Raw genomic sequence first — 14805 nt, forward strand, 5'->3', positions numbered from 1 at the left:
ACAGCCGGACAAGGGAGTCTCAGGGGATGTCAGATCCAAAGGTCGATGTTCAGCACGGTCTCGAAGGTGTGGTCGCTTTCGACACCCAGATCGCGGAGCCGGACAAGGAAGGCTCGGCTCTTCGCTATCGCGGGGTGGACATCGAGGATCTGGTCGGCCGGGTGCCGTTCGAGAACGTCTGGGGCCTGCTCGTCGACGGAGCCTTCACGCCGGGTCTGCCGCCCGCCGAGCCCTTCCCGCTTCCCGTGCACACTGGTGATGTCCGGGTCGACGTGCAGTCCGCGCTGGCGATGCTGGCCCCGGCCTGGGGCCTGCGCCAGCTCTACGACATCGACGACGTGCAGGCACGCGACGACCTGTCCCGGGCGGCCGTGATGGCACTGTCGTACGTCGCCCAGGCCGCTCGTGGCATCGGGCAACCGATGGTCCCGCAGCGTGAGGTCGACAAGGCCAGTACGATCACCGAGCGCTTCATGATCCGCTGGCGCGGCGAGCCCGATCCCAAGCACGTCAAGGCAGTCGACGCGTACTGGACCTCCGCCGCCGAGCACGGTATGAACGCCTCCACCTTCACCGCCCGGGTGATCGCCTCGACCGGCGCTGACGTCGCCGCGGCCCTGTCGGGTGCGGTCGGCGCGATGTCCGGCCCGCTGCACGGTGGCGCTCCTGCTCGCGTACTGACGATGATCGAGGGCGTCGAGAAGAGTGGCGACGCCCGCTCGTACGTGAAGGGTCTGCTGGACGCCGGCGAGCGCCTGATGGGCTTCGGCCACCGGGTCTACCGGGCCGAGGACCCCCGCGCGCGGGTACTGCGCCGTACGGCGCAAGAGCTGGACGCACCCCGCTACGAGGTAGCCCAGGCACTGGAACAGGCCGCCCTCTCCGAGCTGCGTGAGCGCCGCCCGGACCGGGTCCTCGAGACCAACGTCGAGTTCTGGGCCGCGATCGTGCTCGACTTCGCCGAGGTCCCGCCGCCCATGTTCACCTCGATGTTCACCTGCGCCCGTACTGCGGGCTGGAGCGCGCACGTCCTCGAGCAGAAGCGCACCGGCCGCCTGATCCGCCCCTCTGCCATCTACTCGGGCCCCGCCTCCCGCCCCGCCACGGAGATCGAGGGCTGGAACGAGAAGTGGGCCCTCTAACGGGTCTGGCTCGGTGAGCTGCCGGTGCGGAACTTGTACTGGCGGCTGAAGTAAGCGACGTCGGTGTAGCCGAGCACGGCAGCGACCTGGGTGACCGTCATAGCGGTCTCCGTCAGGAGCTGGTGCGCTCGCTCCACCCTGGCCTGGATCAGGTACTGGGCAGGTGAGGTGCCGTGCTGGGCGACGAATCTGCGGGTGAACTGGGCTCTCGAGAGCACCGCCTGGGCGGCCATCTCTGTGACGCTCCAGTCCCGGCTGGGGTCTTGCCTGATCGCCTGGGCCACCTCCTGGACGGCAGTGTCGGTCGCACTGGGCTGAGGACTGTGCGCTGCGTCCCAGATCAGTCCGAGCAACTGTTCCAGGCATAGCTCGGCCTGCCGTCGTCCTAGCGGATCACCCCGCCTGTACGCCGTATCGCTGCTGCGGGCGAGCGCACCGAGCAACACCCGGTCCTGCACCTCAGCCCACCGCGTCGCCGGTACTACGCCCTGCGGGTCGACAGCGAAATGCATCCCGAACACCAGCAGCCGACGCCGCGGATCGTGGCTGGCCGTGGGCGCATCCCCTGGCGCGAACACTGCGCAGACGCCCGGCCCTAGCTCGCGGGTGCTGCCGTTGAGCTCCAGCCGGCCGATGCCGTCCAGCACGCACCAGAGCAGGTGATCCTGCTGCGGCGGTGAAACCCACGACCAGGACGGCTCGCATCGCCAGAAGGTCGGCGGCGAGTGAAGTTCCAGGGCGACCGGTTTGGCCAGAACAGGTGGATGCGTCAAAAGGTCAACTCCTTGCGTGAATCATCCGTCGCCACAGCTGTTGTGGACGGGGAGGATCTTCCTGTCAGCCTAGTGCGTGAGGAGCCAGCGGTGAGCGTTTCGTACAAGCAGGAATTCGATACGGCGGGGTACACGCTGGTACGTGGGTTGTTCGCGGCGGACGAGGTGGAGCGGCTGCGGGACCACTACATGGAGTTGCGCGGGCAGGGGTCCTACCCGGGCGACGTGGTCGGCGTACAGGCTGGTAGCCGGGATCCGTTGCGGCGGTATCCGCGGATGGCGCAGATGCATCGGTGGGACGAGTTGTCGCTGCAGTGGCTGATCGACCGCCGGCTGGACGAGGTGATGACGGGGTTGCTCGGGCGGTCGCCTTACGCAGTACAGACGATGATCTACTTCAAGCCGCCGGGGTCGCGGGGGCAGGCGTTGCACCAGGACAACTTCTATCTGAAGGCCGAGCCGGGCACCTGCGTAGCGGCCTGGATGGCGCTCGACACGGTCGATGTGGAGAACGGGTGCCTGGAGGTCGTACCGGGCAGCCACCGCTGGCCGATCCTCTGCACCGAGAAGGCCGACACCAAGGTGAGCTTCACGGACGTCACTGTCCCGCTGCCGTCGCAGGAGTCGGCAGTACCGGTTGAGATGGCCCCTGGCGACGTGCTGTTCTTCCACGGAGCACTGGTCCACGGCAGTGCGCCCAATGTCAGCAGTGACCGCTTCCGGCGCGCGCTGATCGGCCACTACATCCAGGGCGAGGCCGCCCAGGTCGCTGAGTACTACCACCCGGCACTGCGGATGGACGGCTCGCCGCTGGAGCTGGGGATCGCCGAGGGCGGTGGAGCCTGCGGCGAGTGGGTGCCTGGCGAGGACGGACCGGTCGCGGTGATGACCGGGCAGGAGAAGGTCACCCGCAAGCACGAGTAGCGGCTGTTGAGACCCGCGGTGGACGGCGTGGGGTGATGTGGAAGACTGTGAAGTGCTGACAGCGTCGTCGGCAGGATTCAGCCAGACGACGAAGGGAACCGCTGGTGACCAGCGACATCGTGATCCCCGCAGAGCTCAAGCCCGTCGACGGCCGGTTCGGTGCCGGTCCGTCCAAGGTGCGCCCGGAGGCCGTCGCGGCCCTGGCGACCGAAGGGGCCAAGCTGCTCGGCACCTCGCACCGCCAGGCCCCGGTGAAGAACCTGGTGGCCCGCGTCCAGCAGGGTGTCTCCGACCTCTTCCAGCTGCCCGACGGCTACCAGGTCGTGCTCGGCAACGGCGGCTCGACCGCGTTCTGGGACATCGCGACCTTCGGCCTGATCCGGGAGAAGAGCCAGCACCTGAGCTTCGGCGAGTTCTCGTCCAAGTTCGCCAAGGCCGCTCAGCTCGCGCCGCACCTGGGCGACCCGACCGTGATCAAGGCCGACCCGGGCACCCGCCCGGCCGCGGTCGCCGAGGCCGGCGTCGACCTGTACGCCTGGCCGCACAACGAGACCTCCACCGGTGTGATGGCCCCGATCAAGCGGGTCGAGGGCGCCGACGAGGGCGCGCTGGTCGCGATCGACGCCACCTCCGGCGCCGGCGGCCTCCCGGTCGACATCAACGAGGTCGACGTCTACTACTTCGCGCCGCAGAAGTGCTTCGCCTCCGACGGCGGCCTGTGGATCGCGCTGATGTCGCCTGCCGCGCTGGCCCGGGTCGAGGAGATCACCGCCTCCGGCCGGTGGATCCCCGCGTTCCTGGACCTGGCGACGGCCGTCGACAACTCCAGCAAGAACCAGACCTACAACACCCCGTCACTGTCCACGCTGTTCCTGATGGCCGAGCAGACCGGGTGGATCAACAGCCAGGGCGGCCTGGAGTGGAGCGTCGGCCGCACCACCGACTCCAGCAACCGGCTCTACACCTGGGCCGAGAAGTCCGACTACGCCACCCCGTACGTCGAGGACGCCGACGCCCGCTCGCTGGTGATCGGCACCATCGACCTGGACGACTCGATCGACGCCGCGGCCGTCGCCAAGGTGCTCCGCGCCAACGGCATCGTCGACACCGAGCCCTACCGCAAGCTCGGCCGCAACCAGCTCCGCGTCGCGATGTTCCCGGCCGTCGACCCCGACGACGTCGAAAAGCTCACCCAAGCCATCGACTACACCGTCGAGAAACTGCGCTGACCCGACCACTCGACCGGCCGCCATCCCCCGCACGGGGCGGCGGCCGGTTGCTATCGGGTGGTCTGCTGGGGTGAGGATGGGACATGATCTCGATCCGTCCTGCCGTCGCGGCTGACTCGGCGGCGGTGACCGGGCTGGCGATCGCTGCCTTCGAGCGGTACACGGAGAGAATCGGCCGCCCCGCGATGCCGATGACCTTGGACTACGCCGCCGCGATCGCCGAGCACAAGGTCTGGCTGGCCGAAGCCGAGACTCTGCCCTCCAGGCGCAGCTCCGACGACGGCCTGGCGCTGGGATTCGTACTGCTCGAGGACCAGCCGGATGCCCTGCTGCTCGATGTCATCGCGGTGTCTCCGGACGCCCAGGGGCAGGGAGTAGGCAGCACTCTGCTGGCCTTCGTCGAGGAGCAGGCTCGGGCCCGCGGATTCTCGCGGATCGTGCTCTACACGCACGAGAAGATGACCGAGAACCTCGCCTACTACCCGCGGCACGGCTACACGGAGACTCATCGCGAAGAACTCCACGGCCATCGCCGGGTCCACTTCGGGAAACCGGTCGGATCCAACTAGGCGTTGGAGCGGCGGCGCCCGTGCGGGTTGGGTGGTGGCTGGCCGGTGAGGCGGGCGTTCTCGGCCATTCGGTCGAGACGTTCGCGGCGGCCGGCGGGGAAGGTGACGAAGGTGATGATGAGGGCCAGGAGGGCTGCGCCGACGACGATCCAGCGGAGGCTGTGGTTCTTCTTCGGCTCCGTCGAACTGCTGTTCGCGGCCGGCTTCGGGGTGGCGGCCGGGTTCGTGGCTGCCGGTGGCTTCGCGGCGGTCTTCTTGGCGGGCGCGGCCATCTCGTAGACGGGTGAGTTCTTGCCCTCACTGCCGACCAGGATGTCGCTGCCCGTCGGTCCTACCGCGACCGACTCGCCTTGCGCGATCGGCGTCGCGGACCTTGCGACCAGGGTCGGGGTGTCACCCCAGGCCACGGTGGCGACGTCGAGGTACGTCCGCAGTACGACCGTCTTGCCGTCCGGCATGAAGGTGCCGTCGGTGATTCCGTACGTCGAGGCAGGCGCGTCGGCAACCTCGGTCAGCTTGTTGGTGCCCTCCCGGGACGCGGTCTCGGGAGCCGCGAAGATGGTGCCCGCGACCTTCTTGACCTTGGTGACGAAGTACAACCGCTTGGTCTGCGGCTCGATCAGCAGCGTCTCGGCGTCGTGCGGGCCGTCGGGGTACTCGAAGTCGTACCGGTGGAACTTGACGTCGTCCTCGTCCTCGAGCTGGTTGGGCTCGGGGATCGTGTACACGTAGATCTGGTCCCGGTTCTTGTTGTTGTCGCCGATGTCGGCGATGTAGATGGTGCCGTCGCTGTCGACCGCGATCGCTTCGACGTCCTTCACCGGTGCCTTGAACTTCAGCTGGACCCGGACCTTGCCGGTCTTGTCGATGCCGAACACCCGGGCGGTGTCGCCGGAGTCGTTCACCGTCCACCAGATGCCCTCGTAGCGAGAGCTCTTCGCCAGCCCGGACGACTCGTCCACCCGGGAGTCGTCGATCGTGAACAGCTTCTTCGGCGCCCCGGGGGTCGGATCGGCCGCGTCGGCCGCGCCGACCGGGATCGTGGCCCCGGCCAGGCTCAGCAGAGCAACGGCAGTCAGGGTCAGGGCATTGCGCAGCAAGCTCAAAGCACCGCCTCGCGGTCGGGGGCGAGCACCAGTGTCGCGAGATGTGGCGTGACCTGCCACTCCGCGGTCAGCGTGTCGTACTCCGCGCGCACCTCCGGACCGGCCGGCGCGCCCGTCCGGGCAGCACGGAGCAGCAGGTTGCGCGGCGTGTGCTCACTGTCCACGAACTGCACCACCTCTACCCGGTAGCCGACTTGTCGGAGCACCGCCGCCCGGAGTGAATCCGTCAGGACGTCGGCGAACCGCTCCCGAACGATGCCATATCTGGTGAGAAGCGCGTAAGGCGCCGGTGGTTCGACGCTCTTGAGTTGTTTTTGGATGTCGTGGTGGCAGCAAGGCGCCGCGAGGATCAGCGGCGCCTCCCAGCCGACCGCCCGGGCGAGCGCGTCGTCGGTCGCGGTGTCGCAGGCGTGCAGCGCGAGCACGACGTCCGGCGGCGTGTCGAGCCGGGCGTCCGCGATCGTCGCGTCCACGAACTCCAGGTGATCCTGCCAGCCCAGCGCGGTGACGCGCTGGGTGTTCCGTTTGCGGGCGGCCGGGTTGTGATCGATGCCGGTCATCCGCACGTCATGCCCGGCATCGGTCAGCAAGTGGTACGCCGCAAGCGTCAGGTAGGCACTCCCACAACCGAGGTCGACCACGTGCAACGGCCGCCCGGTCGCGATCCGGCCCGCGGACACCGCGTCCTCCAGGGCCGGCAGCAGCAGCTTGCAGAACTCCTCGATCTGCTTGTACTTCGCCTGTCGCGACGGCTTCACCCGCCCGAGATGGTCACTGATCCCCAGCTCGACCAGGAACGGCGCGGCAGGATCCAGCAGCCGGTGCTTGGCCCGGTCGTGCGAGGTCTCCTGCTCGTGCTGCTCGGCCTGCCGGTGCAGCAGCGACCGGCCCTTCTTGGTGTACCGCAGCCGCAGCGTCTCGGAGGTCGTCTCGACATGCCAGTTCCCGTACGGAAGCCCCAGCAACTCGTCCACGACCTTGCCCGCGCCACCGGCGTCCGCGTTGCGGGTGTGCGCCTGCCGCTCGTCGAACTCGGTCACCTGCAGCCGCCGAACACCCTTCAGATCGACATACCGCAGCTCCACCCGCTGGTACTTCGGCGCGTCCTCCCCACGCCGCCGCCCAGACCCGACCGCCCGAACCAACGCCCCCGGCTCCAGCAAAGCCTCCCGAACCGCCGCCCGCGCAACAGACTCCTCGCCCGCGTCGCCGGCACGCTCAATCGCTTCCTGGTCAGCCTGCATCGCGCCATTGTCGCCGACCGCTCCGCGAGATCACAAAAGGGTCTCGCCTCGACTACACCAGCTTGCCGTCCTCGGGGAGGAGGTTGAGGGCCTTCAGGCGGGTTTCGATGCCGCCGGGTTGGCGTCCGAGGGCGGCCACCAGCGCCTCCTTGCCGGCCCCGTCCTGGAACATCTGGCTGAGCAACTCCTCCTGCTCCGCGGTCCAGCCGCGATAGGCGTTGGGATAGGTCTTGCGGGCCTCCTCCACGCGGCGGCCGTAGGAGCGGCCGGCGGGCAGCTCCAGGGCTCTGATCCGGAGCAGCCGGTGCCGGCCGACCTCCTCGCCATCGCGCCAGAAGACGACCACGCCGTCGTCGAATGTCATCAGGTCGGACGGGACGTCGCAGTAGTCGGCGTCCTCGAGCATCACCCGGACCATGTGTCTTCTCCTTCGTGTCGAATCGGGTTCTCACCAGAGAAGATGCCGCGATCCCAGCGCGCTCCGACGACGAATTCCGGACCTGTGGACAACCCAACTGCAAAATCTGTTTGCAAAACCTCTTTGCAAACAGATTTTGCAGTCCTACGCTGAACCCATGACCGATGAGCAAGCAGGACACCCCGTCGTCGAACTGGCCGGTGCCGCGCTGCGCGCCCTGTCGCACCCGATGCGCAACCGGATGCTCGGCCTGCTCCGGATGTACGGCCCCGCCACCGCCACCACGCTCGCCAACCGCCTCGGCGTCAACACCGGCGCCACCAGCTACCACCTCCGCCAGCTCGCCGACGCCGGGCTGGTACTGGAGGACGACAGCCGCGGCAACGCCCGCGACCGCTGGTGGAAGGCCGCCCACCTCGGCACCTCGTTCGACACCGGCGCCCTGCTCGAGAGCGAGCCCGAGCTGACGATGGGCTTCCTGCACGGCATCGGCCAGCTCTACGCGGAGAACCTGTTCCGCGCGATCGACGAGCTGCAGACCCAGTCACCGGAGTGGGTCGAGGCCAGCCTGATCTCCGACTACCTGTTCCAGCTCAGCCCGGCCGGACTCAAGTCGATGATGACCGAGATCCAGGCCGTCTTCGAGAAGTACAGCACCGACCTCACCCAGCCCCTGCCCGACGGCACCGAGCAGGTCACCGTCCAGATCCAGGCCTTCCCGAGGGAGACACGATGACGACCAGTACGCCGAACCGCACGCCCCTGATCGCCTTCCTGGTCGCCAACGTCGTCTCGGTCTGCGGCACCCGGGTGAGCGCGATCGCCATCCCCTGGTTCGTGCTGATCAGCACCGGCTCCCCCACCAAGACCGGCCTGGTCTCGCTGGCGGAGATGCTCCCCTTGGTGCTCAGCAAGGCCTTCGGCGGCCCGCTGATCGACCGGATCGGCCCCCGCCGGGTCAGCATCGTCGCCGACGCCGGCAGCACTCTGGTGGTCGCGCTGATCCCCCTCCTCCACTCGCTCCACGCTCTGAACTTTCCGACTCTCCTGGTCCTGGTGGGGATCGCCGGTGCCCTCCGCGGCCCGGGCGACGCCGCCAAGGGAACCCTCGTCCCCGAGATCGCCGAGGCAGCCCGCGTACCGCTCGAGCGGGTGACCGGCCTGGAGAGCACCACCGAGCGCCTCGCCGGCTTCCTGGCGTTCGGCCTGGCCGGCGGCCTGATCGCCTTGCTGGGCGAGGTCAACGCGCTCTGGATCGACGCCGCCTCGTTCGGCTTCTGCGCCGCCCTGTTCCTCATCTGGGCGCCTCGTCGCCACAAGACCACGACGAAGACAGAAGAGGAGGAGGGCAGCTATGCCCAGCGCCTCCGCGAGGGCTGGACCTTCCTGCGCAAGGACAGGCTGATGATGCCGCTGGTCCTGATGATCTCGCTCACCAACCTGCTGGACGCGGCAGTAGTAGCAGTGATGATCCCGGTCTGGATGCGCACGCACGGCTACGGGCCAGGTCAGACAGGCATGGTCCTGACCGCCTTCTTCGTCACCGCCACCGCGTTCGCCCTGGTCGCCGCGGGCATCGGCGAGCGCATCCCCCGCCGGACCGCGTTCATCCTCAGCTTCCTGGTCTGCGGCGCACCGCGCTTCGTAGTACTGGCCTTGGACGTCCCGCTCTGGGTCGTACTGGTGACCTACGCCGTCGGTGGTGTGGGTGGCGGCTTCATCAACCCGGTTCTCGGCGCCCTGTTCATCGAGCGGGTACCGCGGCCGATGCTGGGCCGGGTCAATTCACTGGCCGAGGCCGTCGGCTGGGCCGGCGTCCCGCTGGGCGGTGTCCTGGCCGGAGCGACCATCGCCGGTATCGGGCTGACCCCCACCTTCCTGGTGGCCGGTGCCCTCTACCTACTCGCCACCATCGCTCCGGTGCTGTTCGGCCGCAAGGAGAGTTGGGGCGGCCAGTCGTCGCAGCCGCTCCCCCTCAGCACCGAGCAAGCCGAGCAGGACAAGGTCGAGCGTCATCCCACCGACCGCAGCGAACTGCGTGCCGGCGAACTGGAATACCTGAGTCACTAGCAGCGACACCAGTACTGCGAGCTCGAACAGCCGCACAGCACGCATCCGATCGCGAGCCCGCAACCGCAAACCGCCCCGGATCGTGAAGGTTGCCGACAGCAAGCTCCCCGCGGCCACCCCGACCACCGGCAGGTCCGTCAGCAACCGCCCGTCACCCAACCGAAGACCGGCCGCGATAGCGGGGGCACCGAGCGCCTGCAGCGTCAGCACGAAGACCGCCACGGCCGGGGCGAGCGGATGGGTCGCCAGCCGGTCGAACCCTCGGTGCAGTGCCCGCCAGGCAGCATCGATCGGCGCAGCGAGCTCCACCTCGTCAGGCGGACATGCAGCCAACAGAGCACGGGTCTCCCGCCGTCCGACGACCTCCAGCCCGACAGCCCTCAGCTGTGCGGACGCCTGTGCCCGCCGACGCCGAGACAGCCCACCGGCGACTCCCTCGACCGCATGGTCGACCACATTGGCCAACTGCTCCCGCTCGTCGATCGGCCGCCGGTTGCTGACGTACCGGGAGCCGAGCACGATCAGCACGAAGATGACGTACACGATCGCCGCGGTCGGTTGGTAGAAGTAGTTGTTGTCCGAGGTGATGAACTTGCCGACCTCGTCGATGAACAGCCCGAAGCCGATGCCGCCCACCAGCGCCGCCGCCGGCCGCACGACCGGGCCGACGTACGAGAGCAGCAGGTAGATCGCCAGCAGCATCAGCAGTCCGCCGGGCAGGACGTGGGCGATGTGCAGGCCCTTGCCGCCGATCTGCGGGTAGCCGCTCAGGCCGAGGATCAGGCGAGTGATGAGGACGGTCGAGACCCCGGACACCACGAAGGTCGTCAGGTGCTCCCCGGTCCGCACGTTGCGGACCAGTCCGGCCCGGAGCAAATACGACGACCTGGTCGTCATTTCACCAGCGCCGCGATCACCACGATCGCGACCAGCGTCGCTAGTACGACAGAGGTGACGAGCCGTCGGGTCCGGGGGTCCACCGGCCCAGGTTAGTGGACCACCGGGAAGTTGCCGACCAGCAGGCCGACCGGATCGACCCGCTGCTTGATCTCCCGGAGCCTGGCGAGGTCCGGCTCGCTGATCACGTCCTGCAGCGTTCCCTCGGTCGGCAGCATCGACGGAACCGAGTCCCCCGCGTGCCAGGGCGCCACCGCGTCCTTCAGCGCCAGCAAGGCCTGAGTCGCCGGCTGCTCCAGCTCAGGCACCGGCAGGATCGCCAGCGCACTGAACGAGTACTTCGCCGCCGGATCCGCTGCCGCCACCCCCTCGTGGCCCACCTCCTGGCTCGCCCGCAGATGCCGGAGCTGCACCTGGAAGATCAGCGACGGCTGGCCCGCATGCTTCAGCAGTACTCCGATCAGCTCAGGCGTGAGCTCGTCGAAGGTCGCCGTCTGGATGGTGAACGAAGTCGGCTCCACTGGCTCCTGGGTGATCTCCCCGATCGAACCAGGCGTCTGCGGCCCGACTGAGTCGACTACCGCAGTACCGGCTGCCCTGATCGGAGCAAGGGCCGCCTCGAGTGCGGCCGGGTCGAACGGGGTGACTGCGTCGATCATGCAGAACGACTGGCCCCGGATCGGCTCCGGCATGAACGGCGCATCCGGGAAGTGAGTCAGGTACGCCCACAGTGTCACCTGGCCGGCCGCAGACTCGGTCGCCTCCTTGTACGCCGTCAGTACCGCCTCCGCCTGGTGGATCGGGAACATCAGCCGGCCACCGGTGAGCTCCGGCGCCAGGAACAGCTCCACCTCGACCGAGGTGACGACGGCGAAGTTGCCGCCGCCACCGCGCAGCGCCCACATCAGGTCCGGCTCGGTGGAGTCGTCGATCCACCGCCGGGATCCCGACGCGTCGACGATCTCTGCTGCCCGCAAGCTAGCGGCCCCCGAGCCGTAGGGGCGGGAGAACCAGGAGAGACCACCGTTGGTGCAGAAGCCGACCACCGAGACGTTCCCGGTCGAGCCGAGCAGGCCAGTGAGCCCGGTACCGTCCAGGGCCGACTGCAGAGCACCCCACCGCACCCCTGCTCCGACCCGGGCGATCCTCGCGTGCGAGTCGACCCAGATATCGTCCAGCGCGTTGGTGCGCACCACGATCGTCTGGTCGAGGGACTTGGTCGCGCCGTGCCCGCCGGCCTGCGCCGCGACCTTCAGCCCATGGGCCGCGGCGAACGCCACGGTGTGTTCGACATCGCTCGGTCCGGCGGCCTCGACGACTGCCAGCGGCCGCTGGTCGACAGTGAGGTTCCAGGCCGTCCGTACGGACTCCCAGTCCAGGTCCTCGGGTGTGACCACCCGGCCGGTCAGTACTTCGCGCAGTGATTCGATCATGCCGGGAAGCCTGGCCACCGGTGAACCTGAGCGCTATCCCAGTTTTCTGGGGTTCTGGTTGCCACCGGCATCTGCCCATACTTGATTCAAGGACGCCGGTACGCGCCGGCGGTTACGCGGGTCGGGGTCACGGGGGAAATGATGAGCAGGTTGTCGGTCATGAGTTCGACGATCGTCGCTGCGGCAGCGGGCCGGTATCCCAGTAATCTGGGGATTTGGTGAAGACGTACCACGCGGAATCGGCGCGGGAAGGGCTCGAAGCTGCTGCGCAGGCAGGGCTTTCCTGGCAGGACTTCTCGCTGGCCGCGGTCGAGCTGCTCGAGCGGGCGATTCCGTTCGACTCGATCTGTATCGGGCTCACCGACCCGGCGACCCACCTGATCACCGGCCGGGTGATGGTCGACCTGGAGCACTCCGACGAGGCGCTGTTCGTCCAGTACGAGTACGAGGTCCCGGACTTCAACCACTTCGCCGACCTGGCCCGCCGCGACGTCGCGGTCGGCATCCTCGACGACGCCACGAACGGCAACCGGCTGCACAGTCCCCGGCAGCGCGACTACCTCCCCACCCTCGGGCTGGAGCACGAGTTGCGGGGTGTGGTCCGCAGTGACGAGCGGATGTGGGGCGTCTGCACCCTGTACCGCTCTGTCGGCCGGGTCGGCTTCTCCCCGGCTGAGGCCGAATTCATGCACCGCATCGAGACGACGATGGCACTGGGGCTCCGGCGCGGACTGATCGCGGCCAACGTCGACCAGACCGGGCAGGACACGTCCGCCGCGGTGGTCATCTTCGACGGCGCGAACGAGGTCATCTCGGCCAGCGCTGGCGCCGAGGAGCGGATCGCCGAGCTCGGTGGCGACCTGTGGGGCCGGCTGCCCTCAACGGTCACCACTATCGTCTCCGCCGCCCGCGCAGCCGCCGCCGGCTCCGCGAACTACCTGCCGCACCTACGTCTCCGCAGCAGGTCCGGCGAGTGGCTAGCCCTGCACGGTACGCCGATCCGCGACCGCAACGGCCTCACCACCCAGATCGCCGTGACGATCGAAGCCGCCGGCGCGGCCAAGGTCATCCCCCTCATCGTCGAGGCCTACGGTCTGACCGACCGCGAACGCGACGTCGTCCAGCACGTACTCCTGGGCGACAGTACGAACCAGATCGCCGCCGCCCTCCACCTGTCCCCCTACACCGTCCAGGACCACCTCAAGGTCATCTTCGAAAAGGTAGGCGTCTCCAGCCGCCGCGAACTCTCCTCCCGCATCTTCTTCAGCCAGTACGCCGGCCGCCTCGGCCGCACCCTCCACACCGACGGCTGGTTCAACGAGTGAGCGTGATGAGTGGTTCGGGGCGGTGTACTCCGCGGGGGCGGTAGCCGAGTACGTCGGAGAAGCCGAGGTAGTCGGTGAGGAGCCAGATGATGGCGAGCCACATCTCCGTTCCCTGGAGGCCGGGCGTACCGTCGGCCGCGAAGGCGAACCCGGCGTTGTCGACCCAGCGATCGAGGGCTGCTGCCAGCATGCGTTCGGCCCATTGGCGTCCTTCTGCTCGGCCGTAGTCGGTCTGTTTGCCGACCAGCCAGAGGGGATGGATGACGTCTAGTACGTTGCAGGCGTTGAGGCCGTCGCCGCTAAAGACACGCTGGTCTTGCGAGTGGACCAGCAGAGTGCGGATCGCCTGTTCGGGGTAGGGCAACGGGAGTCCGTACTGCGCGTAGGTGCCGCGCGTCAGCCGGTAGAACCCGTTGACCACTTGCAGCCAGCCGTCGTCGGGGTGCGGCTGCCCCCACATGCCGGTCTCGGGGTCGGCGCGGGCGGTGAGCCATCCCATCAAGGTGAAGAGCATGGTGGAATCGCCATGATCCTTGAGGTTCCGGGCGATCGCCGTACCGACGGAGTCGATCGCAGCACCCGCACTCCACGCATTCCTTGCCCAGGGCAACTCATCGAGCCGCGCCACCTCGAAGTCCAACGGAATTGGCTGCTCGAAGCCACTACCCAACAGCTGGAGGGCGTAGCCGACGCACAACACGTGGTAGCTCGCAGGACCGTCGAGCACGGACACCTCAGCCGTCCGCAACCGCCGCACAAGATCATCCGCCGAGTGCCCGGCGGGAGCACGCCGAAGCAGCAGATCAGCAATCTCCACAGCATCACACCAAGGCCTGACCGCAGCCTCACCGCCAGGCTGATCCACAAACCGCCCACCCTCAAAACACCTTGCCAACAAGGCATCCACCTGCGCTCGAGCCTTGCCGGCCAAGTCGGCGGCCAACTCAGGCAGCCGCGCCTGCGGCGCGGCGGCGAGAAGAGCGGGAGCGCCGGGCGCGGAGGCCGGGATGTACGCGGGGCGGGCGGTGGAGGCCGGCGCCGGGTGGGTGGTGGAGGCCGGCGCCGGGCTGGGCTCGGGTGAGCGCGGGTCGCGGCGGTCGCGGAGTTTTCGGGCGGGGTTGCCTGCGACGACTGACCAGGCGTCGACGTTCTTGGTTACTACCGCGCCGGCGCCGATGATGCTGTGCGAGCCGATGGTTACGCCGTCGAGGACGACCGCGTTCGAGCCGATCCACACATCGTCGCCGACGGTGATGCCCGAGGAGGTGTGGGGCTGCTGGTGGATGGGGCGGTCGGTGGCGGTCCCGTGGTTGAAGGCGAGGAGAGAGGTGTGGGCGCCGATTCGTACACCGTCGCCGAGGACCACCTTGCCCCGGACCGTCGTGAACGGGTTGATCGTGGTGTCGGCGCCGAGCACCACCTCGCCGGTGACGTAGGCGTGGGCGGCGATGTAGGACCGCGCCCCCATCCGCAGCACCTCACAGAACACCGCCGCGCTCTCCGCGACATACGCATCGGCGGCCAGCGACACCGAGCCGGTCAGTTCGCGGCACCGGGCAGCCTGCCGTTCACGCTCGGCGGGCGAGGCGCCGGCGTACTCCCAGGGGAGGAAATCCAGGCGATGGGCGGCGGACGTCATACCGGACGAGGTCATGGGATAACGCTATCCAGAAAT

13 protein-coding genes and 1 pseudogene are annotated in these 14805 nt (G+C 68.4%); 7 read left to right on the forward strand and 7 right to left on the reverse strand.

Going from position 1 to position 14805, the window contains the following annotated elements; translation table 11 throughout:
• The first annotated feature begins 26 nt into the window (after positions 1-26).
• Entirely contained in the window at positions 27-1142 is a 1116-nt protein-coding gene (locus tag AB0M15_RS01330) for a citrate synthase 2 (protein ID WP_343979616.1), read from the forward strand.
• Here AB0M15_RS01330 and AB0M15_RS01335 read toward each other — a convergent pair.
• A complete protein-coding gene (locus AB0M15_RS01335; protein WP_363812738.1) occupies positions 1139-1915 on the reverse strand; it encodes an AraC family transcriptional regulator in 777 nt (258 codons plus the stop codon). The two genes, AB0M15_RS01330 and AB0M15_RS01335, sit on opposite strands and share 4 nt — an antisense overlap.
• Before the next feature lie 90 nt (positions 1916-2005).
• Between AB0M15_RS01335 and AB0M15_RS01340 the strand changes: the two genes are divergently transcribed.
• The 3 genes from AB0M15_RS01340 (at position 2006) to AB0M15_RS01350 (ending at position 4637) form a co-directional block, all read left to right on the forward strand.
• Positions 2006-2839, forward strand: a complete 834-nt coding sequence (locus AB0M15_RS01340; RefSeq protein ID WP_363812740.1) for a phytanoyl-CoA dioxygenase family protein — start codon at positions 2006-2008, stop codon at positions 2837-2839.
• 101 nt (positions 2840-2940) lie between these two features.
• Positions 2941-4068 (forward strand): phosphoserine transaminase, encoded by a 1128-nt coding sequence (gene serC / locus AB0M15_RS01345; RefSeq protein WP_363814540.1) that lies wholly within the window; start codon positions 2941-2943, stop codon positions 4066-4068.
• 83 nt (positions 4069-4151) lie between these two features.
• Positions 4152-4637, forward strand: coding sequence for a GNAT family N-acetyltransferase (locus tag AB0M15_RS01350; RefSeq protein WP_363812742.1), 486 nt, complete (start codon positions 4152-4154; stop codon positions 4635-4637).
• On the opposite strand, the gene AB0M15_RS01355 is transcribed toward AB0M15_RS01350, so the two are convergent.
• From AB0M15_RS01355 to AB0M15_RS01365, 3 genes are read right to left on the reverse strand one after another with little or no spacing between them, the layout of a single operon-like run.
• The gene (locus tag AB0M15_RS01355) at positions 4634-5743 is read right to left on the reverse strand and encodes a hypothetical protein (protein ID WP_363812744.1); all 1110 of its coding nucleotides are present in this window, start codon (positions 5741-5743) and stop codon (positions 4634-4636) included. The two genes, AB0M15_RS01350 and AB0M15_RS01355, sit on opposite strands and share 4 nt — an antisense overlap.
• Positions 5740-6987 carry an SAM-dependent methyltransferase gene (locus AB0M15_RS01360; RefSeq protein WP_363812745.1) on the reverse strand — a complete coding sequence of 416 codons (1248 nt, stop codon included), beginning with the start codon at positions 6985-6987 and terminating at the stop codon, positions 5740-5742. Before AB0M15_RS01360 ends, AB0M15_RS01355 begins: the two co-directional genes overlap by 4 nt.
• 52 nt (positions 6988-7039) lie before the next feature.
• Complete coding sequence (locus AB0M15_RS01365; RefSeq protein ID WP_363812747.1) at positions 7040-7405, reverse strand: hypothetical protein; 366 nt, start codon at positions 7403-7405, stop codon at positions 7040-7042.
• Between the two features lie 157 nt (positions 7406-7562).
• Here AB0M15_RS01365 and AB0M15_RS01370 point away from each other — a divergent pair, with 157 nt between their 5' ends.
• Complete coding sequence (locus AB0M15_RS01370) at positions 7563-8141, forward strand: helix-turn-helix domain-containing protein (RefSeq protein WP_363812749.1); 579 nt, start codon at positions 7563-7565, stop codon at positions 8139-8141.
• Positions 8138-9289: pseudogene (locus tag AB0M15_RS01375) on the forward strand (MFS transporter); the annotation flags it as partial. The gene AB0M15_RS01370 and the pseudogene AB0M15_RS01375, both read left to right, overlap by 4 nt.
• A 15-nt stretch (positions 9290-9304) precedes the next feature.
• On the opposite strand, the gene AB0M15_RS01380 reads toward AB0M15_RS01375, so the two are convergent.
• Both AB0M15_RS01380 and AB0M15_RS01385 read right to left on the reverse strand, forming a co-directional pair.
• A complete protein-coding gene (locus AB0M15_RS01380; RefSeq protein ID WP_363812751.1) occupies positions 9305-10372 on the reverse strand; it encodes a hypothetical protein in 1068 nt (355 codons plus the stop codon).
• A gap of 92 nt (positions 10373-10464) precedes the next feature.
• Positions 10465-11805: an FAD-binding oxidoreductase gene (locus AB0M15_RS01385; RefSeq protein ID WP_363812753.1), complete on the reverse strand. Its 1341-nt coding sequence runs from the start codon at positions 11803-11805 to the stop codon at positions 10465-10467.
• A gap of 218 nt (positions 11806-12023) precedes the next feature.
• On the opposite strand from AB0M15_RS01385, the gene AB0M15_RS01390 reads away from it, so the two are divergent.
• Positions 12024-13130 carry a helix-turn-helix transcriptional regulator gene (locus tag AB0M15_RS01390; protein WP_363814542.1) on the forward strand — a complete coding sequence of 369 codons (1107 nt, stop codon included), beginning with the start codon at positions 12024-12026 and terminating at the stop codon, positions 13128-13130.
• Here the strand turns inward: AB0M15_RS01390 and AB0M15_RS01395 are convergent.
• Complete coding sequence (locus tag AB0M15_RS01395; RefSeq protein ID WP_363812755.1) at positions 13120-14784, reverse strand: acyltransferase; 1665 nt, start codon at positions 14782-14784, stop codon at positions 13120-13122. The genes AB0M15_RS01390 and AB0M15_RS01395 overlap by 11 nt on opposite strands.
• Positions 14785-14805 lie beyond the last annotated feature (21 nt).

Source organism: Kribbella sp. NPDC051718, assembly GCF_040681515.1.
GTDB lineage: Bacteria > Actinomycetota > Actinomycetes > Propionibacteriales > Kribbellaceae > Kribbella.